The sequence below is a fragment of the Achromobacter sp. 413638 genome (genome assembly GCF_043119405.1).
Taxonomy (GTDB): Bacteria; Pseudomonadota; Gammaproteobacteria; order Burkholderiales; family Burkholderiaceae_B; genus Achromobacter.
The window spans coordinates 76,068-100,457 of sequence record NZ_JBICCO010000011.1; the positions used below are offsets into that span (position 1 = coordinate 76,068).

Below are 24,390 nucleotides of genomic sequence, written 5' to 3' on the forward strand. Positions count from 1 at the left end.
GGGCATGTCAGGGATCAGCGATCCCGAAGTACGATGAAATCGGCCAGCTGGGCCAGGCGCGAGCCCGCGTCGCCCAGCGGTTCCAGCGCCGCCAGCGCGGTCGAGCGCAGTTCCCCGGCGAAGGCGCGCGCCTCGTCCAGGCCCAGCAGGGACACGTAGGTGGGCTTGTTCTCGGCGGCGTCCTTGCCCGGCGTCTTGCCCAGGCTGGCGCTGTCCGCCGTCACGTCCAGGATATCGTCCACCACCTGGAAGGCCAGGCCCATGGCCTGCGCGTACACATCCAGCGCCTGGCGCGAGGCCGAGCTGGCGCCGGCCACGATGCCGCCCAGCGCCACGCTGCACGCCACCATCGCGCCGGTCTTCATGCTGTGCATGGTCTGCAGTTCGTCGCGCGACAGCGCACGGCCGACGCTGAACAGGTCGATGGCCTGGCCGCCGGCCATGCCCTGGCTGCCGGCGGCGCGCGCCAGCGACTGCGTGGCCTGCACGATCAGCGCGGGCGCGATCGGCATCGACGCCAGCAGGTCGAACGCCAGCGGCTGCAGGGCGTCGCCGGCCAGCATGGCGGTGGCTTCGTCGAACTGCACGTGGGCGGTGGGACGGCCGCGGCGCAGCGTGTCGTCGTCCATGCAGGGCAGGTCGTCGTGCACCAGCGAATAGGCGTGGATCAGTTCCACGGCCGCGGCCGCGCGGTCCAGCGAGGCCTCGATGGCGAGCACGCTGCCGCTGACGGGGCAGGCCTGGCCGGCCGCGTAGACCAGCGCCGCGCGCACGCGCTTGCCGCCGCCCAGCGTGGCGTAGCGCATGGCTTCGTGCAGGCGCGCGGGCAGCGCGTCGGCCGGGGGCAGCAGGTCGTCCAGGACGTCTTCGACGTGGCGGACACGGCCCTGCAGCCATTCCGGAAATGCGAGTTGAGTCTGCTTCATCCGAGTCTTATTCGTCGTCCAGCGCCGCCGGATCCAGCGGGCGCAGCAAGTCGCCCTCCAGCACTTTCACCTGCTGCTCGGCCTGCGCCAGGCGGTCCTGGCAGACGCGCGTGAGCTCGACGCCGCGGCGGTAGGCCGCCAGCGACTGCTCCAGCGGCAGCGAGCCGTCTTCCATGGCCGCGACCAGCGACTCCAGCTCGGCCAGCGCCGTTTCGAAATCCTGGGGCAAGGGGCGGTCGTCGACCTGCGGATCGGCTTGTGAAGGTTTGGCCAAAAGGGCCTCCGGGAACGCAATCGGGTGGATCAATCCGTGGATTGTACGAGATACCCACCGCCGGCCGCAGCGCTTGCGGGCCGGCCCCGCGCGGCGACGGCCGCGCGCGCCTCAGGCGCCGCCGGCCAGCCCTTCCACGGCATCGGCCAGCGATTGCGCGACGCGCCCGCGCAGCTCGGCCTCGCTGAGCAGGCTGGCGGGACCGCCACAGCTCATCACGAACACGCCCTCGCCCGTGAGCGAGGCGAACGGCACCGCCACCGCGTTGATGTCCGACTGCCATTCGCCGATGGCGAAACAGCAGCCGGTCTCGCGCAGCTCGGCGCGCGCGCGGCAGATGACGGCATCGTCGGGGGCGGCCTCGCCCATGCGCGCCGCGAGCGCGGCGCATTCGTCTTCCGGCAGGCTGGCGAGGTAGGCGCGCCCCATGGCGCTGTCCAGGCTGGCGCGGTAGCCCACCGGCAGGCGCAGATACAGCGCGGACGAGCCGTGGACGGCCTCGACGTAGGTCATGGCGTCGCCGTCGAAGGCGCCCAGGGCCACGGCGCCGCCAGTCTGACGGGCCAGCTCGGTCATCGAGGCCTTGGCCAGTTCGCGCACCTCGAGCCCGGCCAGCAGGCCGTAGCCCAGCGCCAGCACGCCGTAGCCCGGCGAGTACTTGCCGGTGTCCGGGTGATAGCGCAGATAGCCCAGCTCGGTCAGCGTGTAGGTGATGCGGCTGATGGTGGGCTTGGGCAGGCCGGTCAGGCGGGCCAGGTCCAGGTTGCCCAGCGCGTTCACGCCATGGCGGAAGCAGCGCAGCACGTCCAGCCCGCGCGCCAGCGCGGTGATGAAGTCCGGCGAGGCCCCGCCCTCGCCCGTCACGGCCGCGCGCTTGCGCCGCGCGGGCTGGCTGAGCGCGAGTTTCTCGTCGGGCTTGGACGCGGGATGGGGGATGCGCTTGCGGTCAGAAAAGGATTGCATTTTCGTGCGCTTCGTTTTTATAGTTTATTTCGAATAACAAAACATAATTCCGTTAATCGAAATTCAGTAAGCGAAATTTAGTACGGCGCGAAAGATCTGGCAAGCCATCCGCAACGCCCCGACCCACGGAGCGTCCGGCCGCCGCCCCGGTCTCGCGACCAGGATCCGTCCGACTGACTTCATGGGGAAAACATGATTCGCACTGGCATCAAACTGCTTGCCGCCGCCCTGCTCGGCGCGGCCGCGCTGAGCGCGCAGGCCGACACCTATCCGTCTCGTCCGATCAAGGTGGTCTCGCCGTTCCCGGCGGGCGGCGCCACCGATGTGTTGACCCGGGTGCTGGCTGAACGCATGGCCAAGGATCTGGGCCAGCCCATGATCGTCGAGAACAAGGCCGGCGCCGGCACCTCCATCGGCGCGGCCTTCGTGTCGCGCGAGGCGCCTGACGGCTACACCATATTGATGGCGACCAACTCGACGCTGGTCACCAACCGCTACCTGTACAAGGAACTGCCCTATGACCCGGACGGCTTCGCGCCGATCGGCATGGTGGGCGTCGGCCCGCTGGTGCTGCTGTCCAGCCCCAAGCGGCCCTTCGCCAGCACCAGGGATCTGGTCGACTACGCCAAGCAGAACCCGGGCAAGCTGACCTTCGCCACCTTCGGCCCCGGCACCTCGTCGCACCTGGCCGGCGAACTGTTCAAGCAGCGCGCCGGCATCGACATCCTGCATGTGCCGTTCAAGGGCGCGACCCAGGCGCTGCCCGCGTTGATCAGCGGCGACGTGGACCTGTTCTTCGACATGGTCGCCACCGGCATGCCGCAGGCCGCGGCCGGCAAGGTCAAGGTCTTCGCCATCACCAGCCCCGGACGGCTGGCGACCGAACCGGCGCTGCCCACGCTGGCCGAGCAGGGCTACCAGGGCTTCGACATGACGGCCTGGTTCAGCTTCGTGGCGCCGCGCGGCACGCCCGAGCCGGTGCTGGAACGGCTGCGCAAGGCGCTGGCGGACGCGCTGGCGGACGATGCCGTGAAGCAGCGCCTGCTCGGCATGGGCATCGATCCGCGCTCGGGCACGCCCGCCGAGCTGCAGGCCCAGATCCGCAACGAGCAGCCCATCGTCTCGCAGCTCATCAAGCAGGCCGGCGTCGCCCTGCAATAGGAACACCCTGACGCGCGGGCTAACGCCTCGATACAGCACGCGCGCGCCGCCGGCTGCTAGGGTGTAGGCAGGCTGCGGCCCGCGCCGCGGCCCCGCGAGCGGACGCCTTTCCCTGTCCGCGCAAGGAGCCCGATGCCCGAATCCGACGATCGATACGCCCGCCTGGACGCCGCCCGCTGGCTGGCCGCCGTGGCCGTGGTGATGCTGCATGGCGCCGCGACCGTGGTCAGCGACCCGGCAGCCTACGGCAGCGGCGCCTGGCTGGCGGCCAACCTGTACGACTCGGCGGCCCGCTGGTGCGTGCCGGTGTTCGTGATGATCAGCGGCGCCCTGCTGCTGGACCCCGAACGGCCGCAGGACGCGCGCCGCTTCTACAGCCGCCGCGTGGCGCGGATCTGCGCGCCGCTGCTGTTCTGGACGCTGTTCTACCTGCTCTGGCGCACGGCGCTGGACTGGATCGACGACGGCCGGCTGGACCTGTCCTTCTGGCCGCGCAAGCTGGCCCATGGCGAGCCCTACTATCACCTGTGGTACCTGTACATGATCGTGGGCCTGTACCTGTTCGCGCCGCTGGTGCGCGCGCTGGCGGCGCGCAGTTCGCGCCAGGCCCGCGCCCTGTGGGTCGTGGGCATCCTTGGCCTGGCGATCCTGGACGCGCTGTACCGCCGCGCCCTGGACGCCCCGCCCGGCTTCTTCCTGACCTGGTTCCTGCCCTATCTGGGGTATTTCGTCGCCGGACGCATGATCCACGCGGGCGAGCTGCGCATTCCCCGCCCCGGCCTGATGCTGGCGGCCAGCGTGGCCGCCACGGCCCTGGGCGTGTACCTGCTGTCCAGCTCACGGATGCTCAACACCTACTTCTATGACTACTTCAGCCTGACCGTGCCGTTCATGTCGCTGGCCGCGTTCCAGCTGATCGTGGACGCGCCGCGCCTGCCCCGGCTCGCGCGGCTGGCGCCGCTGACCTTCGGCGTCTACCTGATCCATCCGGTGTTCCTGGACCTGGCGCAGCGCGCGGGCCTGCTGCGCGGCGGCCACGGCACGGCCTGGACGCTGCCCTTGCTGACGGCGGCCGTGTTCGCCCTGTCGGCCGCGAGCAGCTGGCTGTTGCGACGTCATCCCGCGACCCGCAGGCTGGTCTGAAAGGCGTAGGCCGAATGGATCGACGCCCGCCGCCAGGCGCCCAGAACGAGCCCGTTTGCGCCAGGTCAAGCGCAACCCCGTCTCGCCCCGCCAAGCCCCTTGCGCCATCATGGGCGCGGGAAAAAGGGTTGGGGTACAATTCACGCCTTATTTGATCGGCCAGACACCGATTTTTCTTCGCGCCAGAACGGGCACATTGCGGACCCTGATAGCGGAAACATCGGCGGTAAGCGTCGGCAGCAACGACGGCATCCGCCGCTTCCCCGGCACCTTGGGGGAACCCGCGAGGCCCGGGGCGATCCCAAGGTGGGATACGGCCAGGGCTGCAGGCAAAGCTCAGCCCGCCTGGCTTTTTTACCCGAGCGGAGGGAATCATGACCGACATCGGTCGGATGGCACATGTCGTGCCAGCTCGCACCCAGCTACCCGTCAGCGCGTATTTTGACGAAGCCCTCTTTGCCCGCGAGCAAGAACTCATTTTCAAGCAATCCTCGCAGTACGTCGGCCACCAGAAGCTGGTGCCCGAAGTGGGGGATTGGCGTACCCTGGTCCAGGAAAACGGAGGGCGTGTGCTGGTTCGCAACCAGCAAGGCGTCGATCTCATCTCAAATGTCTGCCGCCACCGTCAGGCGCTGATGCTTGGCGGAGAAACCGGCAACGTGGCCGGCAACTGCAACACGCACGGCAGCCTGAAGGCCACCGGGGGCAACATCGTCTGCCCCCTGCACCGCTGGACCTACAACAACCAGGGCGAGCTGCTGGGCGCGCCTCAGTTCGACACCACGCCCTGCATGAACCTGCAGAAGTTCCGCCTGCGCGATTGCCACGGCCTGCTGTTCGAAGGCCCGCGCGATCCCGCCTCGGACATGGCGCCGCTGTTCGCGCGGCCGGAGTTCGACTTCGGCGACTACGTGCTGGACCATGTGGAAGTGCACCAGTGCAACTACAACTGGAAAACCTTCATCGAGGTCTACCTCGAGGACTACCACGTCGGCCCGTTCCATCCGGGCCTGGGCCGCTTCGTCACCTGCGACGACCTGACCTGGGAGTTCAACGATTGGTACAGCCTGCAGAAGGTCGGCGTGCACAATGCGCTGGCCCAGCCGGGTTCCGAGGTCTACAAGCAGTGGCATGACCGGCTGCTGTCGTTCCGCGAGGGCGACGCGCCCGATTTCGGCGCGGTCTGGGTCACGTATTTCCCGACCCACATGATCGAGCTGTATCCGCACGTGCTGGTGCTGTCCACGCTGTACCCGAAGAGCCCGCAGGAAACGGTGAACGTGGTCGAGTTCTACTACCCCGAGGAAATCGCCGCCTTCGAGCGCGAGTTCGTCGAGGCGCAGCGCGCGGCCTACATGGAAACGGCGATCGAGGACGACGAGATCGCCGAGCGCATGGACGCCGGCCGCAAGGCCCTGATGCTGCGCGGCGTGAACGAGACCGGCCCGTACCAGTCGCCCATGGAAGACGGCATGCAGCACTTCCATGAATGGTACCGGCGCACCATGGGAGAGCCCTGAAGCCCGCCCCCAAGCCTGCTTCCGAGCCGCCTCACGCACAAGGGCCTCGCGGATATCCGCGAGGCCCTTGTCTTTTCCCTGCGCGTTTGCGGCCCGTGGCCCGGCTTCAGCGTCCGGTGATGCCCGCCACCGTGCGCTCGCCGATCGCCAGGCCCACCGTCATGCCCACGCCCGAGTGCATCACGGCGACCGTGGTCGCATCGTCCACCGGCATGACCGAGAACGGCGCCGGGCCGTGCGCGCCATACACGCCCTGCCAGCGCTCGACCACGCGCAGCCGCGCGCCCAGCGCCTGCGAGGCCAGGTCCAGCATGGCGTTGTCGACCGCCTCGTCGTTGAACGGGGGCGCGTCCTGGCCGTACTGGTGCGAATCGCCGATGATCAGCTCGCCATAGGGCGTGGGGCTGACCAGCAGGTGGATGCCGTTATCCAGCAGCATGGGCGTGCGCGCCTGGATCACCTCGCGCAGCGCCAGCGCGGACGGCAGGTCCGAGAACGCGCCGTAGTGCACGCAGGACAGACCGGTCAACAGCGGCCGGTCCAGCGCGAACGGGGCCGACTCGAAGGCCGCGCGCAGCATCTGCAGGCGCGTGACTTCCAGGTTCAGCGGCGCGAAGCGTTCCGGCAGCAGCGTCAGGTAATCATGGCCGGGGCAGACGAACACATGATCGCCACGGAACTCGCCGGCAGTGGTCGCCACCCGGCCCTGCTCCACCGCGCGCGCCAGCGTGCCGGTGATGAAGGTCACGCCCAGCGATTCCGCCAGATAGCGGGTGATGGCGGGCAGCGCCTCGCGCGAATAGATCTGCAGATCGTCCAGGCCGCGCAGCGCGGCGCAGTGGTGCGCCAGGCGGCCGTCGTACAGCGCGGCGACCTCGCGGCCCGACAGCAGCTCGGCGCGATAGCCTTCCTGCCGCAGACGCGTGTCGGCGAACTCCTGCAGCACGTCGGCCTCGTCGGCGTTGCGCGCCAGCACCAGCGCGCCGTTGGCGCGCACATGAAAGCCCGCCTTGGCGGCCAGGTCCAGCCACAGCTCGCGCGCCTGCTGCGCATGCGACAGCATCATGCCGGGCGCCTGGCCGGTCACGATCACCTGGCCAAAGTTGCGGATCGTGGCGCCGTGCGCCTGGCGGCTGCGCTCGATCACGGCCACCGATAGCCCGCGCTTGGCGGCCGCCCAGGCATGCGCGATGCCGAGCATGCCCGCGCCCACCACGATTACGTCAAAATTCTTCATGTGTAGAGAACCCACCTCCGAAGCGCTGGCGCGCTTCCCCCTCAAGGGGGCGCCGCGACGGACCGGCAAAGCCGGTTCCGTGCGGCCCCGCCCGGCTTCGGCGGGAAGCGTTTCAACGCGACGAAGAACGGAAAGGTGAAACTGAAAGGTGAACCGGGATGAAGCGGGCAGCGCCCTCGCGGCGCTGCCCTGCCGCCTGCCTGCTTACTTCTTCTTCGGCTCGGACTTGCCGTCGTAGCGCTTGGTCCACTCGGCGATGATGCGGTCGCGGTTGGTGGCGGCCCAGGTGAAGTCGTTCTTGATCATGCGCTTGGTCAGATCGGCCGGCAGGTTCGGGTTGGACGTGGCGATCGACGGGATGGCCAGCACGGCGAAGTTGGCCTTGTACAGCTCGTTGGCCTCGCGGCTGGCGGAGAAGTCGGCCAGCTTGCGGGCGGCTTCCAGATTCTTGGTGCCCTTGACGATGGCGGTGGCTTCGACTTCCCAGCCCAGGCCTTCCGACGGGAACACGGCTTCGACCGGCGCGCCGTCGGCCTTCAGCTTGGCGGCGCGGTAGTCGAACGAGACGCCGATCGGGAACTCGCCCGAGGCGGCCAGGTTGCAAGGCTTGGAGCCCGAGTGCGTGTACGAGCCGATGTTCTTGTGCAGGGCGTCCATGTAGGCCCAGCCCTTCTCTTCGCCGAAGATCTGCAGCCAGGCGCTGACGTCCAGGAAGCCGGTGCCCGACGAGGCCGGGTTCGGCATGACGATCTTGCCGGCGTACACGGGCTTGGTCAGGTCCTGCCACGACGTGGGCTTGGGCAGCTTCTGCTTTTCGGCCTCGACGGTGTTGAAGCAGATGGCGGCGGCGAAGCCGTCCATGCCGACCCAGGAGGGCTCGGCCTTGGCGTCACGCATGTTGGCGGCGATCTGGTCCAGGCCCTTGGGGGCGTAGGGCTGCAGCATGCCTTCCTTGTCCATCAGGCCCAGCGAGGTGCCGGCCAGGCCCCAGATGGCGTCGGCCTTGGGGTTGTTCTTCTCGGCCAGCAGCTTGGCGGTGATGATGCCGGTGGAATCGCGCACCCACTGGATCTTGATGTCGGGATTGGCCTTCTCGAACGCGGCCTGATAGGCCTTGATCTGGTCGGCTTCCAGCGCGGTGTAGACCGTCAGCGTGGTCTCGGCGGAGGCGGCGCCCATCACGCCCGACAGGGCGGCGGCCAGGGCAAGCAGCTTGTAGCGATTCATGTGTGTACTCCGTGGATGAGCGGAAAAAAGACTGATGAAGGTCACGCGGCTGGCCGGATGGCCGCCGCGCAGGTCGTGCGAAAACGTCGCAGGGAAAAAAAAGTGGCGGGCAGCTCAGGGACGCTGGCCCGCCGCCAGCCGGCGTTCGATGTCGGAGATCACGGCCGGCAGGTCGGCCACCGTGTCGATCAGGTAATGCGGCGCGGCGCCGGACAGCTCGGCGTCGGCCCGGGCGCGGGCGGCGTCGCGGCCAGCCTCGTCCAGGCTCAGGTATTCCTCCAGCGTCAGGCCGGCGGCGTTGCCGGACAGCAGCAGGCCCACCGTCCACATACCGGCGCGGCGGCCTTCCTCGATGCCGGGGGCGGTGTCGTCGACCTTGACGCAGGCGGCCACGTCGGACAGGCCCAGCTCGATCACGTTCTTCAGCGCCATGGCCGGCGCGGGACGCGCGCGCGGCACCTCGTCGCTGGCGACGATGCATTCGGGCTCCAGCCCCTCGGTGGCGGCGCGCTCGATCACGCGGCGCATCACGCTGGCCGGGTAGCCCGAGCACGAACCGATCTTCAGGCCGCGCTGGCGCAATGCGCGCAGCTGCTCGGCGGCGCCGGGAATCGCGGCCGAGTACTGCGCCACTTTTTCCAGCTGCATGGGCAGGAAGCGCTCGTAGATGGCGGTGACGTCGTCATCGGTCGGCAGGCGGCCGAAACGCGCCTCGTACTGGGACGCGATGGCGGGCAGGTCGCACAGCGTGCGGATGTGGTCCCACTTGCCCATGCCCATGGGGCCGCGGGCCACTTCCAGCGACATCTCCACGCCGAACTGCGCGAAAGCGTCGACGAACACCTTGGTGGGCGCGAAGGAGCCGAAGTCGACCAGCGTGCCGGCCCAGTCGAAGATCACCGCCTCCAGGCGGACGGGCAGGGTTTTGGCAGTCATGTAGTCATCCTTGTCTTGAATCGTTGCGGTCAGGCGGCGGCCGGGCGGCGCCAGGCCTGGGTGCGGGCCAGCATGGCGCGGCTGGCCAAATGCAGCGCCAGCGAGGCGACCGCCGAGCTGGCCATGATCACGGCGCACATGGCGGCGGCCGGGCCGATGAAGCCGGCGTCATCCATGTTCAGCACCGCCACCGCAGCCAGCACGGTCTTGGGGCTGTACAGGAACACCACGGCGGACACCGTCGTCATGGCGGACACGAACAGGTAGCGGGCCACGTCCAGCGCCGCGGGCAGGCACATCGGCAGCGTGACGCGCAGGAACGTGGTCAGGCGCGGCACCTTGAGCGAGGCCGAGGCGGCCTCGAACTCCGGATCCAGCGCGTTGAGCGCCGTGGTCGCGGTCAGGTGGGCGCTGGTGTAGAAGTGCACGATGGTGCACAGGACCAGCAGCGGCATGGTGCCGTACAGCAGGTTCAGCGGATTGGACGGGCTGTTGAAGAAGAAGATGTAGCCCAGGCCCAGCACCAGCCCCGGCACCGCCATGGGCATCAGCGCCAGCATGCCGGCCAGGCCGCGCAGGCCGCGGGCGGCGGCGCCGCGCGCCGGCACCTTTTCCATCATCCAGGCGCCGCTGAACACCGCCGCCGTGCCCAGCAGGGCCGTGCAGAACGCCAGCTCCAGGCTGTTGCGCCAGGCCAGCCAGCCGCCGCCGTCCATGTTGTCGAAGTCATAGGAACGCAGCGACATGGACAGGTTGTACGGCCACATCTTCACGAACGAGGCCCACACCGCCACGCCCACTATCAGCAGGATCAGCGCCGCCATGACGCAGGCCAGCGCCAGGAAGGCCGCGTCGCGCCGGCGGTTCGGGCCCGCCGCGTAGGGCTGGGCGCGACCGCTCATCTGGGCGCCCTGGCGGGCGCGCAGGCGGCGGTCCAGCACGAAGGTCAGCACGGCGGGCAGCAGCAGCATCAGGCCGATGGCCGCGCCCTTGGAGAAGTTCTGCTGGCCGACCACCGCCTTGTAGGCTTCCATCGCCAGCACGTTGTAATCGCCGCCCACCACCTTGGGCACGCCGAAGTCGGTGACGGTCAGCGTGAACACCACGCAGCAGGCCGAGAACACCGCATAGCGCGTGCCCGGCAGGGTCACGGTCATGAAGGTGCGCCAGTGTCCGGCGCCCATGGCGCGGGCGGCGTCGTAGAGCCGGCCATCGGCCAGGGCCAGGCCGGTCAGGAGGATCATCAGCGCATGCGGGAAGGTATAGAACGCCTCGCCGACCACGATGCCCCAGAAACCATAGATGGTGGCGCCGCCGGTCAAGCCCTTGAGCAGGCCCTGGTTGCCCAGCAGGTACACCAGCGCGATGCCGGGCAGCAGCGACGGCGCCAGCAGCGGCAGCAGCGCCGTGATGCGCAACAGGCCCTTGCCGGGCAGGCGGGTGCGCGTCAGGCCGTAGGCGAAGGCGTAGGCGGCGGGCACCACCAGCAGCGTGGTGACCATGCCCACGGCGAGGCTGCGCCCGACCATGGCGAGAAAACCGTCGCCGGCGATGATGCCGGTCATCACGGACAGCCCGACCCAGGCGCCGTCGCCGTCGGTCACGGACTTGATCAGGATGGCGAGCAGCGGCAGCGCCAGGAACAGCGCCAGCCCCAGCACCAGCGCGCCCTGCCCCAGGCCCAGGCCGGCGGAGCCGACCCAGCGCGGCAGCGGGCGGCGGCCCAGCGCGGGGAACGAGGCGGCGGGCGTCACCGGGGGCGCCGGCGTCAGGGGCGGCTGGCTCACGGCGGCGGGCGCGGCGTCGGCGGCGGGCGCGGAACCCGCGTCAAGCGTAGGCGCGAATCGCATGGCGCGGCAGCTCCACCCAGCAGCGGCTGGCGGCGTGAGGGCCCAGCAGGGCGTCTCCGGTTTCGGGGGACACGATGGAATGCACGGTGGCGCCGGGCACGCCTTCCAGGCGCAAGGCCAGGCGGTAGCCTCGGCCCAGGAACACGCCGTCGAGCACGTCGGCCAGCATGGCGTTGGGCTGTTCCGGCCGCACGGCGCTGACGCGCACGGCCTCGGGGCGCACGAACAGGCGGCCGGACGCGGCGCCCAGCGCCTCGTCCACGGCCAGTTCCTGACGGCCCACGCGGGCGCGGTGCGCGTCGATGCGCTCGAACGGCAGCCAGTTGGCCTCGCCCACGAAGTCGGCGATGAAGGCCGAGCCGGGCTGGCGGTAGAGTTCGCGCGGCGTGCCGAACTGCTCGATGACGCCGCCGTTCATGACGGCGATGCGGTCGGCCATGACCATGGCCTCTTCCTGATCGTGCGTGACCATCAGCGTGGTGATGGACAGGCGCTTCTGCAGCGCGCGCAATTCGATGCGCAGGTGCTCGCGCACGCGGGCGTCCAGCGCCGACATGGGCTCGTCCAGCAGCAGCAGGGACGGCGACGGCGCCAGCGCGCGGGCCAGGGCCACGCGCTGCTGCTGGCCGCCGGAAATCTGTCCCGGATATTTATTGGCGGCGCCGGCCAGGCCCACCAGCGTCAGCATTTCCTCGACCCTGCCCGCCACGTGCTTGCGATGCGCGCGCTTGCCGCTCAGGCCGTAGGCGACGTTCTGCGCCACGGTCAGATTGGGAAACAGGGCATAGGACTGAAACAGGATGCCGTAGTCGCGTTCCTGCGGCTCGGCATGGGAGATGTCGCGGCCGGACAGCGTGATGACGCCGCTGTCCTGGCGTTCCAGCCCGGCGATGGCGCGCAGCAGCGTGGTCTTGCCGCAGCCCGAGGGGCCCAGCAGGCAGACCAGCTCGCCGGCGCGGATATCCAGCGACACATCGGCCAATGCGGTGTGGGCGCCGAAGCGCTTGACCAGGTTGCGTACCGTCAGGAAGCCGCCGCGCGCGCCGGGCTGGCCGCTGCGCGCCGAGGGCGGCGTTTCCGGGGACGCTGCCGCCGAAATAGAGTCGCTGTCGTGTTGGGGCATGACGCCTCCGGTAGGGGAACAGCGGCAGTATGGGAGCGGCTTATTGTGCGTTTATGACACTTCGCACAAAGGTAGTAATAAAAACATCAAATTATTTTGGTGTACTGGCGATCCTGCGAAATCCGCGCTCCCCTCGCCTGTACCGTGCTCGTCGCCGAACTCAAATCCTTCTATGCCGTGGCCCGCTGCGGAACCGTCACCAAGGCCGCCGCCCAGCTGGGCGTCAGCCAGCCCACGGTGACGGGCCAGCTGCGCCAGCTCGAATCGCGCTACGGCGTCGAGCTGTTCCACCGGCAAGGGCGCGGCATGCGGCTGTCGGACGCCGGCCACAGCCTGATGCCGATGGTCGAGAAGCTGGTGCAGCAGGAAACCGAGATCGATTTCCGGCTGCGCGACGCCAGCGACCTGCGCGAAGGCAACCTGCGGGTCGGCGCCACCGGACCGTTCTACATCATGGACACGGTGCGGCGGTACAACCAGCGCTATCCGGGCATCGACCTGACGCTGGTCATCGGCAATTCGCAGAGCATGCTGCAGGCGCTGCACGACTATCAGATCGAGATTGCCACGTCCTCGTTTCTGATGGATGACAAGCATTTGTACCGGCGCCTGATCGCCGCCGACCCCATTCGCGTGGTCACGCACCGCGACCACCCGCTGGCGCGGCGCGGCCGTGTGTCGCTGGCCGACCTGTCCGAACACGCCCTGCTGTTGCGCGAGCCCGGCTCGATGACGCGCCAGCTCACCGAGGAAGCGCTGCGACAGGCCGGCGTCAGCGTGCGCCGCACGCTGGAGATCGGCAGCCGCGAGTCGATCCGGCAGGCCATCCTGAGCGACCTGGGGATCAGCCTGATCCCCTCGCGCGAAATCCCTTCCCATCCGGACCTGGCCGCCCTCGACATCGAGGGCGCCGAGATCGTGATGCACGAATACCTGTACTGCCTGCGCGAGCGCCAACCGGTGCAGCTGATCGCGCGCTTTCTGGAGATGGCGCCTGCCGCCGGCTGAGCCCGGCCGTCGAGCGCTTCCCCCTTGCGGCCACTCAGGAGACAACCATGGCCTTGACCTTGCAAGACATTGAGCAGCTGTTCCTTGAACGCGGACATCGCTCCTATGACGGCGAGTCCGTCAGCCACCTGCGCCACGCGCTGCAGACCGCCGCGCTGGCCGAGCGCCACCACGCCGGCCCCGAACTGATCACCGCCTGCCTGCTGCACGACCTGGGGCACCTGATCGCCGACCGGCCCGGCACGCCCACGCTGCGCGGCCTGGACGACAAGCACCAGTACTTCGTGCTGCCATTCCTGCGCGGCCTGTTCGGCCCGGGCGTGCTGGAGCCGATCCGGCTGCACGTCGAGGCCAAGCGCTACCTCTGCTATCTGGAGCCCCACTATGAAGCGTCGCTCTCGGAGGACTCGAAGCGCAGCCTGGCGCTGCAGGGGGGCAGCTTCGATGCGGGCCAGGCGCTGGATTTCGCCAGCCTGCCGGGCGCGCCGGATGCGATTCGGCTGAGACGCTGGGACGACATGGCCAAGGTGCCGGGGCTGATCACGCCCTCGCTGGAGCATTACCTGGAGATCGCCGAGAGCGTGTCGACGCGGGCGAAGCTGGCGGCGATCCACTAGAAAACCGCGCCTGCCTCGCGCCCGGGTCGGCGTCGGCGCTCTGCAAGACCGGCCGGACGCAGCAAAAAAAAAGCCAGGGCATCGCCCTGGCTTTTCTCTTTCATGCCGGCCGGCAAGGACCGGCGCCCCGCCCTCAGGCCACGGCGCCCGTGGCCACCGGACGCGACGGGTCGCTGCACCACTCGCTCCACGAGCCCGGATACAGGCGCGAACCGGACAGGCCGGCGATTTCCATGGACAGCAGATTGTGGCAGGCGGTGATGCCCGAGCCGCACTGATGCACGATGGCGGCCGGATCGCGGCCCGCCAGCAGCGCCGTGAACTCGGCGCGCAACTGCTCCGGCGCCTTGAAGCGGCCGTCGGTCCGCAGGTTCTCGCCGTTGGGGCGGTTCAGCGCGCCCGGGATGTGGCCGGCCACCGGGTCCATGGGTTCGACCTCGCCGCGATAGCGGTTGGCGGCGCGCGCGTCGATCACGGTAAAGGCGGGCTGGGCGATATTGGCCAGCACCGTGGCGGCATCCACCGTCGCGGCCAGCGACGCGCCCGGCTCGACGGGCTGGCCCGGCCGCGCCGCCACGCCCGGCTCGGTCGAAACGGGCAGGCCGGCCGCGGTCCAGGCCTGCCAGCCGCCGTCCAGCACCGCCACGCGCTCATGGCCCAGCCAGCGCAGCATCCACCACAGATGGGCGGCGTACATGCCGCCGCTGGCGTCATAGGCCACCACCAGGGTCTGCGGCGTGACGCCGTGAGCGGCCATCAGCGCGCCGAATTCCGCGCGCGACGGCAGCGGGTGGCGGCCGTTCTTGCCCGTGCGGGGGGCGGCCAGCTCGGTCTCGTGATCGAGGTAGCGGGCGCCGGCGATATGGCCGGCCTCATAGGCCTGGCGGCCGGCGGCATGGTTCATCAGGTCGTGGCGCACGTCGAACACGCGCAGGTCGGCGCCGCCCAGGCGCTCGGCCAGTTCGGCGGCGGAAATCAGGGTCATCGTCATCGGTCGGACTCCTCTTGCTGAATTCGGATGGACGGCCGGGACTCAGGCCGGTTTGGGATCGCGCATGGTGCGCCAGACCGACAGCAGTCCGGCGAAGATGATCAGCGCCATGCCGGCCCAGGCCAGGCCGTCCAGGCGGTCGCCCCACAGGCCCATGCCCAGCAGCGCCGCGAAAATGATGGTGGAGTACTGCAGGGCGGCGGTCAGCAGCGCCGAGCCCAGGCCGAAGGCCCGCGTCATCGCCAGCTGGCCGAACAGGCCGGCCACGCCCACGCCCACCAGTGCGGCATAGCCGGGCCAGTCGGCCTGGCCCCAGCCGTCGAAGCCCAGGCCGGCGGCGCTGGACAGACAGACCGCCACGGAAAAGAACAGCACCGTGCGCCATTCGGGCTCGCCGATGCGGCCGAGCTGACGGATCTGCATCATGGCGACGGCCGACATCGCGCCGGCCGTCAGCCCCAGCAGCGCCGCCAGCCATTGGTCGTCGTTGATGCTGGGACGCAGCACGGCGATCACGCCCAGGAAGCCCAGCGCCACGGCGGTGATGCGCACGGCGTCGCGCTGCGCGCCGCCCCAGCCCAGCATCCAGCAGGCGATGAACAGCGGCGCGGTGTAGTTCAGGCTGGTGGCGGTGGCCAGCGGCAGGTGGGCGATGGCATAGAAGCCCAGCCACATCGAGGTGACGCCGGACAGGTTGCGCCACAGGTGCAGCTTCCAGCTGGTGGGCACGATGGACTGGCGTCCGGCGCGCGCCCAGATCAGCAGCAGGATGACCGAAGGCAGGCCGCGGAACAGCACCACCAGCGGCAGCGACGCGCCGTGCTCGGTGCCGAGCTTCACGAACGACCCCATGATGGCGAACATGGCTGACGCCACCAACATCCAGAGAGCCTGCATGGGGACCTGCGCTAGGTAAAAAGTGAAGGGAACCGAGGGAAAGCGATACTATACTCCCCGTCACCGGAGGCGGCGCCGGCGGTCGGGGAACTGGCGGCCCGCCTTGCAGTCCAAGCCGAACTATCCTGCTCGCAGAGGAACATAAAAAGCATGAAACGCATCGTCTTGTTCGTCATCACCAACCTGGCTGTGATGCTGGTCCTGTCGGCCACGCTGCGCATCCTCGGGGTGGACAGATACATCACCGCGCAGGGCCTGAACCTGCAGGCGCTGTTGGTGTTCTCGGTCGTCGTTGGCTTCACCGGCGCGATCATCTCGCTGCTCATCAGCAAGCCCATGGCCAAATGGAGCACCGGCGCGCAAGTGCTGGATCCGAACGCCCCGCGCAATCAGCGCGAGGCCTGGCTGCTCGATACCGTGCACCAACTGGCCGATCGCGCCGGCATCGGCCGTCCCGAAGTCGCCATCTACGAAGGCGCGCCGAACGCCTTCGCCACCGGCGCGTTCAAGAACGACTCGCTGGTCGCGGTATCCACCGGTCTGCTGGAAAGCATGACCGAAGAGGAAGTCGCCGCCGTGCTGGCCCACGAAGTGGCCCACATCGCCAACGGCGACATGGTCACGCTGACCCTGATCCAGGGCGTGGTCAACACCTTCGTGGTGTTCCTGGCGCGCGTGGTCGGCTACTTCATCGACCGCGTCGTGCTCAAGAACGAGCGCGGCATGGGCATCGGCTACTACGTCACCGTGCTGGTCTGTGAGATCATTTTCGGCATCCTGGCGTCGATCATCGTCGCCTGGTTCTCGCGCCAGCGCGAATACCGCGCCGATGCCGGCTCGGCCCACCTGATGGGCGCCCGCGAACCCATGATCCGCGCCCTGGCCCGCCTGGGCGGCGTCGAAGCCGGCGAACTGCCCAAGTCCTTCGAGGCCTCGGGCATCACCGGCAAGGGCGGCCTGGCCGCGATGTTCGCCTCGCACCCGCCGATCCCGGCCCGCATCGCGGCGCTGCAGCAAGCCCGTCCGGCCTGATTCCGGCGCCCGCGAGGGCGCTGATGGTCCACAGAAAAAAAGCCCGCGCAAGCGGGCTTTTTCCTGCCCGCAAGCCACGGCGCGCCTGCGATACGCACGCATCCAGCCCTTGCGGCGCCGAAGGTCCCCTGCCCCGTTCCTAGCGAAATCCCTAGGTACCAAGTGAATTGACAGCGCTGTCAATTGCACTGAAACTAGCTTCGCCGACAAGCCGTCGGCCAACGACATACAAGCCGACCCGCCCACCCGCGGCACGCGGCGACAGGAGACAAGTCATGGCAACACCTCCCTGCCCCCCGGCAGCGGACGGCGCTGGCGCGCGCCTCCGGCATCGCTCCCCCATGCGCCTGCCCTTCCTCCGGCCGCTGCTCATGGCCGGCCTGTTGACCGCCGCCGGCGCGGCCCAGGCGTATGACATCACCACCAGCCCGCACCTGTTCGGCGACTGGGGCGGCCTGCGCACCAGCCTGTCCGAGCGCGGCATCGACCTCAACCTCGGCTATACCGGCGAAGCCGCGCACAACTTCAGCGGCGGCAAGGACAAGCTGACCCGCTACACCGACCAGTGGGTCTTCGGCGCCACGCTGAACCTGGACAAGCTCTGGGGCTGGCGCGGCGGCACCTTCCAGATGACCATCACCGACCGCAACGGCCGCAATCTGGGCGCCGACGCCGGCATCGGCAACAACATGCTGATCCAGGAGGTCTACGGCCGTGGCCAAACCTGGCACATGACGCAGTTCTGGCTCAACCAGTCCTTCCTGGACAACCGGGTGCAATGGAAATTCGGCCGCATGACGGTAGGCGAGGATTTCGCAAGCTTCTCCTGCGACTTCCAGAACCTGACCTTCTGCGGCTCGCAGCCCGGCAATCTGGTGGGCAGCTACTGGGTCAACTGGCCAACCAGCCAGTGGGCCACGCGCCTGAAGGTCAGCACGTCGGAACAGACCTATCTGCAGGCCGGCGTCTATCAGGTCAACCCGAAGTACGTGGACGACGGCTACGCCCGCCGCCACGGGCTGTCGCTGGACAATCCCGGCGGCACCACCGGCGCGCTGATCCCGCTGGAATTCGGCGTGCTGCCGTCCTGGAACGGACTGCCCGGCTCCTACAAGTTCGGCGCCTGGTACAACACCTCGCGGGGCAAGGATCTGTACCAGGACGTGAACGGCGACGCGCGCGGCCTCACCGGGCTGGCGCCGCGCGAACGCAACGGCCAGTATGGCTTCTACCTGAACTTCGAGCAGCAGGTCAGCGGCGCCGCCGGCGCGCGCGGCGCCTCGGTGTTCCTGAACTTCTCGCAGGCCGACCGCGCCACCGCGGCGCAGGATCACCAGCTCGCGCTGGGCCTGCAGTACAAAGGGCCTTTCGGGCAGCCGCGCGACGTGGTCGGCGTGGCCATCGGCGCAACCCACAACAATGGCCGCTACGCGCGCTACGTGAGGCAGCAGGACCAGCGGCTGGACACGCGAACCACGGTGGGCGACGGCTATGAGTACGTGGCCGAGGCCTACTACAGCTGGTCGCCGGTTCCGTCCATCTACCTGCGGCCCAACCTGCAGTACATCCGACATCCGGGTGGCACGTCCAGCAACCACGACGCCTTCATCATCGGGCTGAAGACCGGCATCACCTTCTGAGCGCAACGAGGAGACAGACATGACCCTATCTTTCCGCCGCCTGCTGGCCTGCGCCCTGGCGCTGCCCGCCGCCCTGTACGCCGGCGCCGCCGCCCACGCCAGCAAGGAAGCGCCCGTGATCGGCTTTTCCATCGACGACCTGCGCGTCGAGCGCTGGACCCGCGACCGCGATTACTTCGTGCAGGCCGCGACCGCCCTGGGCGCCAAGGTCAGCGTGCAATCCGCCAACGCCAACGAGGCGCGCCAGATCGCACAGCTGGAGAACCTGATCGCCGAGGGCGTGGACGCGCTGGTGATCGTGCCCTTCAATTCCAAGGTGCTGAGCAACGTGATCGCCAAGGCACGCAAGAGCGGCATCAAGGTCATCGCCTACGACCGCCTGATCCTGGGCGCGCCGCTGGACGCCTATGTCTCGTTCGACAACGTCAAGGTCGGCGAAATGCAGGCGCAGGGCGTGATCGACGTGGTGCCCAAGGGCAATTACTACCTGCTGGGCGGCGCCTCCACCGACAACAACGCTCGCCTGTTCCGCGAAGGACAGATGAACGTGCTCAAGCCACTGGCGGACAAGGGCGACATCAAGATCGTGGGCGAGCAATGGACGCCGGAATGGGATCCGTCCAAGGCCCAGGCCATCATCGAGAACGCGCTGAACGCCAATAGCAACAACATCCAGGCCATCGTCGCCTCGAACGACGGCACGGCCGGCGGCGCGATCCAGGCGCTGACCAGCCAGAAGCTGGCCGGCAAGGTCGCGGTGTCGGGCCAGGACGCCGACCTGGCGGGCGTGCGCCGCGTGGCGGCGGGCACGCAGACCATGACCATCTACAAACCGCTCAAGAGCATCGCCAGTACCGCCGCGCAGGTGGCCGTGGAACTGGTGCAGGGCAAGCAGCCCGCGTTCAACGCCAAGCTCGACAACGGCAAGGGCCAGGTGGACAGCATCCTGCTCAAGCCCACGCTGCTGACGCGCGACAACCTGGACATCCTGGTCAAGGACGGGTTCTATACGGCGGAACAGATCGCGGGCAAGTAGCCGCGACAGGAGATGGGTGATGGAACAGCAGCCCCTGTTTGAAATGTGCGGCATCGTCAAGGAATTCTCGGGCGTGCGCGCGCTGTCCGGCGTCAGCCTGGCCGTGCGGCCGGGCGAATGCCTGGGCCTGTGCGGCGAGAACGGCGCCGGCAAGTCCACGCTGATGAAAGTGCTGTCGGGCGTCTATCCGCACGGCAGCTACGAAGGCCAGATCCTCTGGGAAGGCCGCGAGCTGCGCTCGCGTTCCACCCGCGACAGCGAGCGCGCCGGCATCGTCATCCTGCACCAGGAGCTGATGCTGGTGCAGGAGCTGAGCGTGACCGAGAACATCTTCCTCGGCAATGAGCTGAAGCTGCCTGGCGGGCGCATGGACTACCCGGCCATGCACCGCCGCGCGGCCGAGCTGCTGGCGCGGCTCAAGCTGGACGACGTCAACGTGGGCGCGCCAGTGATGCACTATGGCAACGGCCATCAGCAGCTGTTCGAGATCGCCCGCGCCCTGGCCAAGCAGGCGCGCCTGCTGATCTTCGACGAGCCCACGTCCTCCCTCAGCGCCAAGGAGATCGAGGTGCTGCTGGCGATCATCGAGGACCTGAAGCGCGCCGGCGTGGCCTGCATCTACATCTCGCACAAGCTCGACGAGGTCAAGCGGGTCTGCGACACCATCACCGTGATCCGCGACGGCGAGCATGTCGCCACCCGGCCGGCGGCGGCGCTGGACGAGAACGGCATCATCGGCCTGATGGTAGGCCGGGAACTGACCTCGCGCTTTCCCCGCACCGAGCGCCAGCCCGGCGAGGTGGTGCTGGAAGCGCGCGGCGTGACCTGCTGGGACGTCACCAACCCGCGCCGCAAGCGGGTGGACGATGCCGGCCTGCAGGTGCGCGCCGGCGAGATCCTGGGCATCGCCGGCCTGGTGGGCGCGGGCCGCACCGAACTCGTGTCCGCGATCTACGGCGCCTATGCCGGCCGCAGCGAGGCGCAGGTCTGGGTGCAGGGCCGCCCCGTGCGCATCGGCTCGCCGGCCGACGCCATCGCGCAGGGCATCTGCCTGGTGCCGGAGGACCGTAAGCGCCATGGCATCGTGCCGCAGATGAGCGTGGCCGAGAACATCACGCTGGCGACCCTGGCCGACCACGCGCGCGCGACCCGCGTCGACGCGCAGTCGGAACTGGCCGCGGTCGAGCGCGAGATCGCGCGCCTGCGCATCAAGACCGCGAGCCCCGGCCTGCCCGTGGCCAGCCTGTCCGGCGGCAACCAGCAGAAGGTGGTGCTGGCGAAGATGGCGCTGAAGAACCCCCGGGTGCTGATCCTGGACGAGCCGACGCGCGGCGTGGACATCGGCGCCAAGTACGACATCTACAAGCTGATCTTCGATCTGGCCGACCGCGGCGTGGCCATCGTCATGGTGTCCTCCGAGCTGCCCGAGATCCTGGGCATGAGCGACCGCGTGCTGGTCATGAACGCCGGCCGCGTCGCCGCCGAATTCCCCATCCAGGGCCTGACGCAGGAACGCGTGCTGGCCGCCGCCCTGAACACCGAACCGCTGCGGCACGCCGCCTGAACGCCATGAAGCAGACCCTCGCCTCTTCCTATGCCGAACCCCGCCCCAAGGCCGCGCGCCAGCCCCTGCGCCAGCTCTTCGCCCGCCACAAGCTGCTGGCGATGGTGCTGGCCCTGGCGCTGATCTGGCTGTTCTTCTGGCACCAGACCGGCGGCACCTTCCTGCGCCCCAACAGCATCTCCAACCTGTTCCTGCAGATGTCGGTCACCGGCATGCTGGCCTGCGGCATGGTGCTGGTCATCATCGCCGGCGAGATCGACCTGTCGGTGGGATCGCTGCTGGGCCTGCTGGGCGGCCTGGCCGCCATCCTGACGGTGAACCTGGGCTGGAACACCTGGCTGGCGGTGGCCGCCGTGCTGGCCGCCGGCGCCGCGCTGGGCCTGGTCAACGGCTGCCTCACGACGCGGCTGCGCGTGCCGTCCTTCATCGTCGGCCTGGGCGGCATGCTGGCCTATCGCGGACTGCTGCAGCTGAGCACGGACAGCGTCACCATCGCCCCCGTGCCCGACGATCTGGGCGCCATCGCCCAGGCCTTCGTGCCGCCGGCGCTGTCCTGGTTGATGGTGGCGCTGATCATCGCGCTGGCCTGCGGCCTGGCCCTGTCGCGCCGGCGCCAGCGTCGCCGGCTGGGACTGGCGCTGGCGCCGGCCTGGGCCGACGGACTCAAGGTCGGCGCGATCGCCGCCACGGCCGCGGGCTTCGTGCTGGTGCTGAACCAGGCCCACGGCGTGCCGTTGCCGGTGCTCATCCTGCTGGCGCTGCTTGGCGTATTCTCATGGATCACCAGCCAGACGGTGTTCGGCCGCCACGTCTACGCGGTGGGCGGCAACGTCGAGGCCAGCCGGCTGTCCGGCGTGAACGTCAAGCGCGTGAAACTGATGGTGTTCATGCTGATGGGCCTGATGTGCGCCTTCGCCGGCATAGTCACCACGGCGCGCGCGGCGGCGGGCTCGCCGTCGGCCGGCGTGGGCGGCGAGCTGGACGCCATCGCCGCCTGCTTCATCGGCGGCACGTCCATGCGCGGCGGCTCGGGCACCGTGTACGGCGCGCTGATCGGCGCGCTGGTCATGGCCAGCCTGGACAACGGCATGCAGCAGATGAACGTGGATACTTCCTGGCAAATGATCGTCAAGGGCGCCGTGCTGGTGCTGGCGGTCTGGATAGACGTAGCGACGAGGTCCGAACGTGCATAAATCCCAACATTCCTCCGCGCCGGGCAGCTGCCTGCTGGCGGTAGGCACCTATACGGAAATCCTGCCCCATGTGCAGGGACGCGGCCTGGGCATACACCTGCTGGAATTCGACGGCGAATCCGCCACGTTCCGCGAACGCCAGATCCTGGCCGGCCCGGTCAATCCTTCCTACCTGTGCGCATGGGGCGACCGGCTCTACAGCGTCAGCGAACGCAGCCGCGACGCGGCGCTGGACATCAGCGCCATCGAGGACGGCGGCGCGCGCCTGCGACCCATCGGCCGCGCCGCCGTGCCGGGCGCCGACCCCTGCCACGTCAGCGTGAATCCGGTGGCGCGCCAGTTGTACGTCTCGAACTACAGCTCGGGCGAACTGCTTTGCTACGCGCTGGACGACAAGGGCCTGCCCGCCGGCGAGCCGCAGGCCCTCAGGCGCCAGGGCTCGGGGCCGCGCGCCGACCGCCAGGACGGCCCGCACGCGCATTTCGCGATGCCCGATGCCGCCGGCGCGCATGTGTACCTGTGCGACCTGGGCACCGACGCGATCGTCCGCCATCGCGTGCAGGCCGACGGCCTGGCGCCGGAGCCCGACTGGACGCTGCGTGCGCGGCCCGGCTCGGGACCGCGCCATCTGGTCCTGGCCGGCGCGCTGATCGTCGCGGTCAATGAGCTGTCCAATACGCTCAGCGTCTACGGGCAGGCCGAGGATGCGCGAACCCCGCCCCGCGAACTGGCGCACGCCAGCACGCTGCCGCCCGGCTGGACCGGCGCCAGTTGGGCCGCGGCGCTCCGGCTGCACCCGAACGGCAGGCTGCTGATGGTCTCCAACCGCGGCCACGACAGCATCGCCGCCTTCCGCCTGCGACGCGACGCGCCCTGGCTGGAGCCGCTGGGCCACTTCCCCGCCGGCGGGCGCACGCCGCGCGACATCGCCTTCACGCCCGACGGCGCCTTCCTGCTGATCGCATCGCAGGACGACCATCTCATCCGCGCATTGCGCATCGACCCCGCCACCGGCATGCCCGAACGCGCCGGCGCGTCCTTCGCGCTGCGCTCGCCCGTCAGCCTGTGCCCCCTGCTGCCCTGAACCGGAAACCCTCAACGTGACTGCATCCCTTCCTCCCGCCCGCATCGTCGTCACCGGCGCCACCGGCCAGATCGGCCGCAAGGCCCTGGCCATCCTGGCGCGCCAGGCCTGGTGCGAACACCTGGTCGGCATCGACCTGCACGCGGACGACACCCTGTTCGGGCCCGAGCTGCGCGAACGCCTGACGCTGGTCGCCGCCGATCTCGAGGATCCCGATGGCGCATGGACCCGCCATTTCGAGGGCGTCGACGCCGTGCTGCACCTGGCCGCCCGCCATTCCACGCCCGACGCCAGCTGGGAAGAGGCGCTGGGCTCCTACAACATGACGCTGAACGTGCTGACGGCGGCGGCCACGCATGGCGCGCGCCGGCTGGTGTTCTCATCGTCGAACCATGCCATGGGTGGCTACAAGGACCAGCCGCTGGCCGCGCGCATGGGCCCCGGCAAGCTCACCGCGCAGACCGAGCCGGCGCCCGGCACGCGCTGGTTCGATGGCCAGCGCGATGTGCATTCGCTGGCCTACGGCACCTCCAAGGTGATGGGAGAGCGCCTGTGCCGCGCCTATTCGGCCGTGACCGAAGGCCGCCTGTCGACGGTGGCGGCGCGCATCGGCTGGATCCTGCCCGACGGCAACGACCCGCGCGACATCACCTATTCCGGCGTGGCGCACCAGCGCGCGCCCGCGGACGGCGCGCTGGATGAACCCAGCCGCCGCGCCCTGACCTGGTTCCGCGACATGTGGCTGTCCAACGGCGACCTGGAACGGCTGCTGATCGCCGCGCTGACGGCCGACTCGTCCAACTGGGAAGGCGGCAGCGTCATCGTCAACGGAGTCTCCGCCAACCGGGGCAGCGCCTGGGATGTCGCTGGCGGACGCGCCAGCATCGGCTACGACCCGCAAGACGACGTGCAGGAACGGCTGCGCGTCGCGCCCTGACAGCTCGCGCTGCGTCGAGGTCCGCGTCGGG

The 24,390-nt window shown here is 69.2% G+C and carries 22 protein-coding genes; 12 read left to right on the top strand and 10 right to left on the bottom strand.

The genetic code is table 11. The annotated features are described in order from the left end of the window. Positions 1-14 precede the first annotated feature (14 nt). From ACEU5R_RS07070 to ACEU5R_RS07080, 3 genes are all read right to left on the bottom strand, one after another. Positions 15-926 carry a polyprenyl synthetase family protein gene (locus ACEU5R_RS07070; protein ID WP_392409621.1) on the bottom strand — a complete coding sequence of 304 codons (912 nt, stop codon included), beginning with the start codon at positions 924-926 and terminating at the stop codon, positions 15-17. A gap of 7 nt (positions 927-933) precedes the next feature. Next, positions 934-1,200, bottom strand: coding sequence for an exodeoxyribonuclease VII small subunit (locus tag ACEU5R_RS07075; protein ID WP_103273429.1), 267 nt, complete (start codon positions 1,198-1,200; stop codon positions 934-936). Positions 1,201-1,311: 111 nt separating this feature from the next. Further along, positions 1,312-2,163: an IclR family transcriptional regulator gene (locus ACEU5R_RS07080; protein WP_392409624.1), complete on the bottom strand. Its 852-nt coding sequence runs from the start codon at positions 2,161-2,163 to the stop codon at positions 1,312-1,314. A 192-nt stretch (positions 2,164-2,355) separates the two neighbouring features. Here ACEU5R_RS07080 and ACEU5R_RS07085 point away from each other — a divergent pair, with 192 nt between their 5' ends. The 3 genes from ACEU5R_RS07085 (at position 2,356) to ACEU5R_RS07095 (ending at position 5,987) form a co-directional block, all read left to right on the top strand. Continuing rightward, the gene (locus tag ACEU5R_RS07085) at positions 2,356-3,324 is read left to right on the top strand and encodes a Bug family tripartite tricarboxylate transporter substrate binding protein (protein WP_392409625.1); all 969 of its coding nucleotides are present in this window, start codon (positions 2,356-2,358) and stop codon (positions 3,322-3,324) included. A gap of 132 nt (positions 3,325-3,456) precedes the next feature. Then, positions 3,457-4,467, top strand: a complete 1,011-nt coding sequence (locus ACEU5R_RS07090; RefSeq protein WP_103273426.1) for an acyltransferase — start codon at positions 3,457-3,459, stop codon at positions 4,465-4,467. Between the two features lie 374 nt (positions 4,468-4,841). After that, the gene (locus tag ACEU5R_RS07095; RefSeq protein ID WP_103273425.1) at positions 4,842-5,987 is read left to right on the top strand and encodes an aromatic ring-hydroxylating dioxygenase subunit alpha; all 1,146 of its coding nucleotides are present in this window, start codon (positions 4,842-4,844) and stop codon (positions 5,985-5,987) included. A gap of 106 nt (positions 5,988-6,093) precedes the next feature. Here ACEU5R_RS07095 and ACEU5R_RS07100 read toward each other — a convergent pair whose 3' ends face one another. The 5 genes from ACEU5R_RS07100 to ACEU5R_RS07120 form a co-directional block, all read right to left on the bottom strand. Further along, positions 6,094-7,224, bottom strand: coding sequence for a TIGR03364 family FAD-dependent oxidoreductase (locus ACEU5R_RS07100; protein ID WP_392409628.1), 1,131 nt, complete (start codon positions 7,222-7,224; stop codon positions 6,094-6,096). A 204-nt stretch (positions 7,225-7,428) separates the two neighbouring features. Next, on the bottom strand, positions 7,429-8,451 hold the full coding sequence (locus tag ACEU5R_RS07105) for a putative 2-aminoethylphosphonate ABC transporter substrate-binding protein (RefSeq protein ID WP_392409629.1): 1,023 nt from the start codon (positions 8,449-8,451) through the stop codon (positions 7,429-7,431). A 114-nt stretch (positions 8,452-8,565) separates the two neighbouring features. Next, positions 8,566-9,387 carry a phosphonoacetaldehyde hydrolase gene (gene phnX / locus ACEU5R_RS07110; protein ID WP_103273422.1) on the bottom strand — a complete coding sequence of 274 codons (822 nt, stop codon included), beginning with the start codon at positions 9,385-9,387 and terminating at the stop codon, positions 8,566-8,568. 29 nt (positions 9,388-9,416) lie between these two features. Then, entirely contained in the window at positions 9,417-11,237 is a 1,821-nt protein-coding gene (locus tag ACEU5R_RS07115) for a putative 2-aminoethylphosphonate ABC transporter permease subunit (protein WP_103273421.1), read from the bottom strand. Next, positions 11,215-12,360, bottom strand: a complete 1,146-nt coding sequence (locus tag ACEU5R_RS07120) for a putative 2-aminoethylphosphonate ABC transporter ATP-binding protein (RefSeq protein WP_392409632.1) — start codon at positions 12,358-12,360, stop codon at positions 11,215-11,217. Before ACEU5R_RS07120 ends, ACEU5R_RS07115 begins: the two co-directional genes overlap by 23 nt. A gap of 144 nt (positions 12,361-12,504) precedes the next feature. Here ACEU5R_RS07120 and ACEU5R_RS07125 point away from each other — a divergent pair, with 144 nt between their 5' ends. Beyond that, entirely contained in the window at positions 12,505-13,368 is an 864-nt protein-coding gene (locus tag ACEU5R_RS07125) for a LysR family transcriptional regulator (RefSeq protein WP_103276376.1), read from the top strand. Between the two features lie 47 nt (positions 13,369-13,415). Continuing rightward, on the top strand, positions 13,416-13,985 hold the full coding sequence (locus ACEU5R_RS07130; protein ID WP_103273420.1) for a phosphonate degradation HD-domain oxygenase: 570 nt from the start codon (positions 13,416-13,418) through the stop codon (positions 13,983-13,985). 133 nt (positions 13,986-14,118) lie between these two features. Here the strand turns inward: ACEU5R_RS07130 and ACEU5R_RS07135 are convergent, their stop codons facing one another. Together ACEU5R_RS07135 and ACEU5R_RS07140 are read right to left on the bottom strand one after the other, a co-directional pair. Further along, positions 14,119-14,976 carry a sulfurtransferase gene (locus ACEU5R_RS07135; protein ID WP_392409633.1) on the bottom strand — a complete coding sequence of 286 codons (858 nt, stop codon included), beginning with the start codon at positions 14,974-14,976 and terminating at the stop codon, positions 14,119-14,121. 42 nt (positions 14,977-15,018) lie between these two features. Further along, positions 15,019-15,873 (bottom strand): DMT family transporter, encoded by an 855-nt coding sequence (locus tag ACEU5R_RS07140; RefSeq protein ID WP_103273418.1) that lies wholly within the window; start codon positions 15,871-15,873, stop codon positions 15,019-15,021. Between the two features lie 150 nt (positions 15,874-16,023). Here ACEU5R_RS07140 and htpX point away from each other — a divergent pair, with 150 nt between their 5' ends. The 7 genes from htpX (at position 16,024) to ACEU5R_RS07175 (ending at position 24,359) form a co-directional block, all read left to right on the top strand. Next, complete coding sequence (gene htpX / locus ACEU5R_RS07145; RefSeq protein ID WP_103273417.1) at positions 16,024-16,905, top strand: protease HtpX; 882 nt, start codon at positions 16,024-16,026, stop codon at positions 16,903-16,905. Positions 16,906-17,276: 371 nt separating this feature from the next. Beyond that, the gene (locus ACEU5R_RS07150; protein ID WP_392409654.1) at positions 17,277-18,545 is read left to right on the top strand and encodes a carbohydrate porin; all 1,269 of its coding nucleotides are present in this window, start codon (positions 17,277-17,279) and stop codon (positions 18,543-18,545) included. Between the two features lie 19 nt (positions 18,546-18,564). Beyond that, on the top strand, positions 18,565-19,581 hold the full coding sequence (gene xylF / locus ACEU5R_RS07155; RefSeq protein WP_103273415.1) for a D-xylose ABC transporter substrate-binding protein: 1,017 nt from the start codon (positions 18,565-18,567) through the stop codon (positions 19,579-19,581). Between the two features lie 19 nt (positions 19,582-19,600). After that, entirely contained in the window at positions 19,601-21,145 is a 1,545-nt protein-coding gene (locus ACEU5R_RS07160; protein WP_392409636.1) for a xylose ABC transporter ATP-binding protein, read from the top strand. A 5-nt stretch (positions 21,146-21,150) separates the two neighbouring features. Next, the gene (locus tag ACEU5R_RS07165; RefSeq protein WP_103273413.1) at positions 21,151-22,338 is read left to right on the top strand and encodes a sugar ABC transporter permease; all 1,188 of its coding nucleotides are present in this window, start codon (positions 21,151-21,153) and stop codon (positions 22,336-22,338) included. Continuing rightward, positions 22,331-23,422, top strand: a complete 1,092-nt coding sequence (locus ACEU5R_RS07170; RefSeq protein WP_392409638.1) for a lactonase family protein — start codon at positions 22,331-22,333, stop codon at positions 23,420-23,422. The genes ACEU5R_RS07165 and ACEU5R_RS07170 overlap by 8 nt, the downstream gene beginning before the upstream one ends. A 16-nt stretch (positions 23,423-23,438) precedes the next feature. After that, positions 23,439-24,359 (top strand): NAD-dependent epimerase/dehydratase family protein, encoded by a 921-nt coding sequence (locus ACEU5R_RS07175; RefSeq protein WP_392409640.1) that lies wholly within the window; start codon positions 23,439-23,441, stop codon positions 24,357-24,359. Positions 24,360-24,390 lie beyond the last annotated feature (31 nt).

Coding starts and splice junctions, on each gene's coding strand:
- ACEU5R_RS07070 (WP_392409621.1), bottom strand. CDS start 926: ATGAAGCAGACTCAACTCGCATTTCCGGAATGGCTGCAGGGCCGTGTC.
- ACEU5R_RS07085 (WP_392409625.1), top strand. CDS start 2,356: ATGATTCGCACTGGCATCAAACTGCTTGCCGCCGCCCTGCTCGGCGCG.
- ACEU5R_RS07150 (WP_392409654.1), top strand. CDS start 17,277: ATGGCCGGCCTGTTGACCGCCGCCGGCGCGGCCCAGGCGTATGACATC.
- ACEU5R_RS07135 (WP_392409633.1), bottom strand. CDS start 14,976: ATGACGATGACCCTGATTTCCGCCGCCGAACTGGCCGAGCGCCTGGGC.
- xylF (WP_103273415.1), top strand. CDS start 18,565: ATGACCCTATCTTTCCGCCGCCTGCTGGCCTGCGCCCTGGCGCTGCCC.
- ACEU5R_RS07090 (WP_103273426.1), top strand. CDS start 3,457: ATGCCCGAATCCGACGATCGATACGCCCGCCTGGACGCCGCCCGCTGG.
- ACEU5R_RS07115 (WP_103273421.1), bottom strand. CDS start 11,237: ATGCGATTCGCGCCTACGCTTGACGCGGGTTCCGCGCCCGCCGCCGAC.
- ACEU5R_RS07165 (WP_103273413.1), top strand. CDS start 21,151: ATGAAGCAGACCCTCGCCTCTTCCTATGCCGAACCCCGCCCCAAGGCC.
- htpX (WP_103273417.1), top strand. CDS start 16,024: ATGAAACGCATCGTCTTGTTCGTCATCACCAACCTGGCTGTGATGCTG.
- ACEU5R_RS07120 (WP_392409632.1), bottom strand. CDS start 12,360: ATGCCCCAACACGACAGCGACTCTATTTCGGCGGCAGCGTCCCCGGAA.
- ACEU5R_RS07080 (WP_392409624.1), bottom strand. CDS start 2,163: ATGCAATCCTTTTCTGACCGCAAGCGCATCCCCCATCCCGCGTCCAAG.
- ACEU5R_RS07100 (WP_392409628.1), bottom strand. CDS start 7,224: ATGAAGAATTTTGACGTAATCGTGGTGGGCGCGGGCATGCTCGGCATC.
- ACEU5R_RS07105 (WP_392409629.1), bottom strand. CDS start 8,451: ATGAATCGCTACAAGCTGCTTGCCCTGGCCGCCGCCCTGTCGGGCGTG.
- ACEU5R_RS07130 (WP_103273420.1), top strand. CDS start 13,416: ATGGCCTTGACCTTGCAAGACATTGAGCAGCTGTTCCTTGAACGCGGA.
- ACEU5R_RS07140 (WP_103273418.1), bottom strand. CDS start 15,873: ATGCAGGCTCTCTGGATGTTGGTGGCGTCAGCCATGTTCGCCATCATG.
- phnX (WP_103273422.1), bottom strand. CDS start 9,387: ATGACTGCCAAAACCCTGCCCGTCCGCCTGGAGGCGGTGATCTTCGAC.
- ACEU5R_RS07095 (WP_103273425.1), top strand. CDS start 4,842: ATGACCGACATCGGTCGGATGGCACATGTCGTGCCAGCTCGCACCCAG.
- ACEU5R_RS07160 (WP_392409636.1), top strand. CDS start 19,601: ATGGAACAGCAGCCCCTGTTTGAAATGTGCGGCATCGTCAAGGAATTC.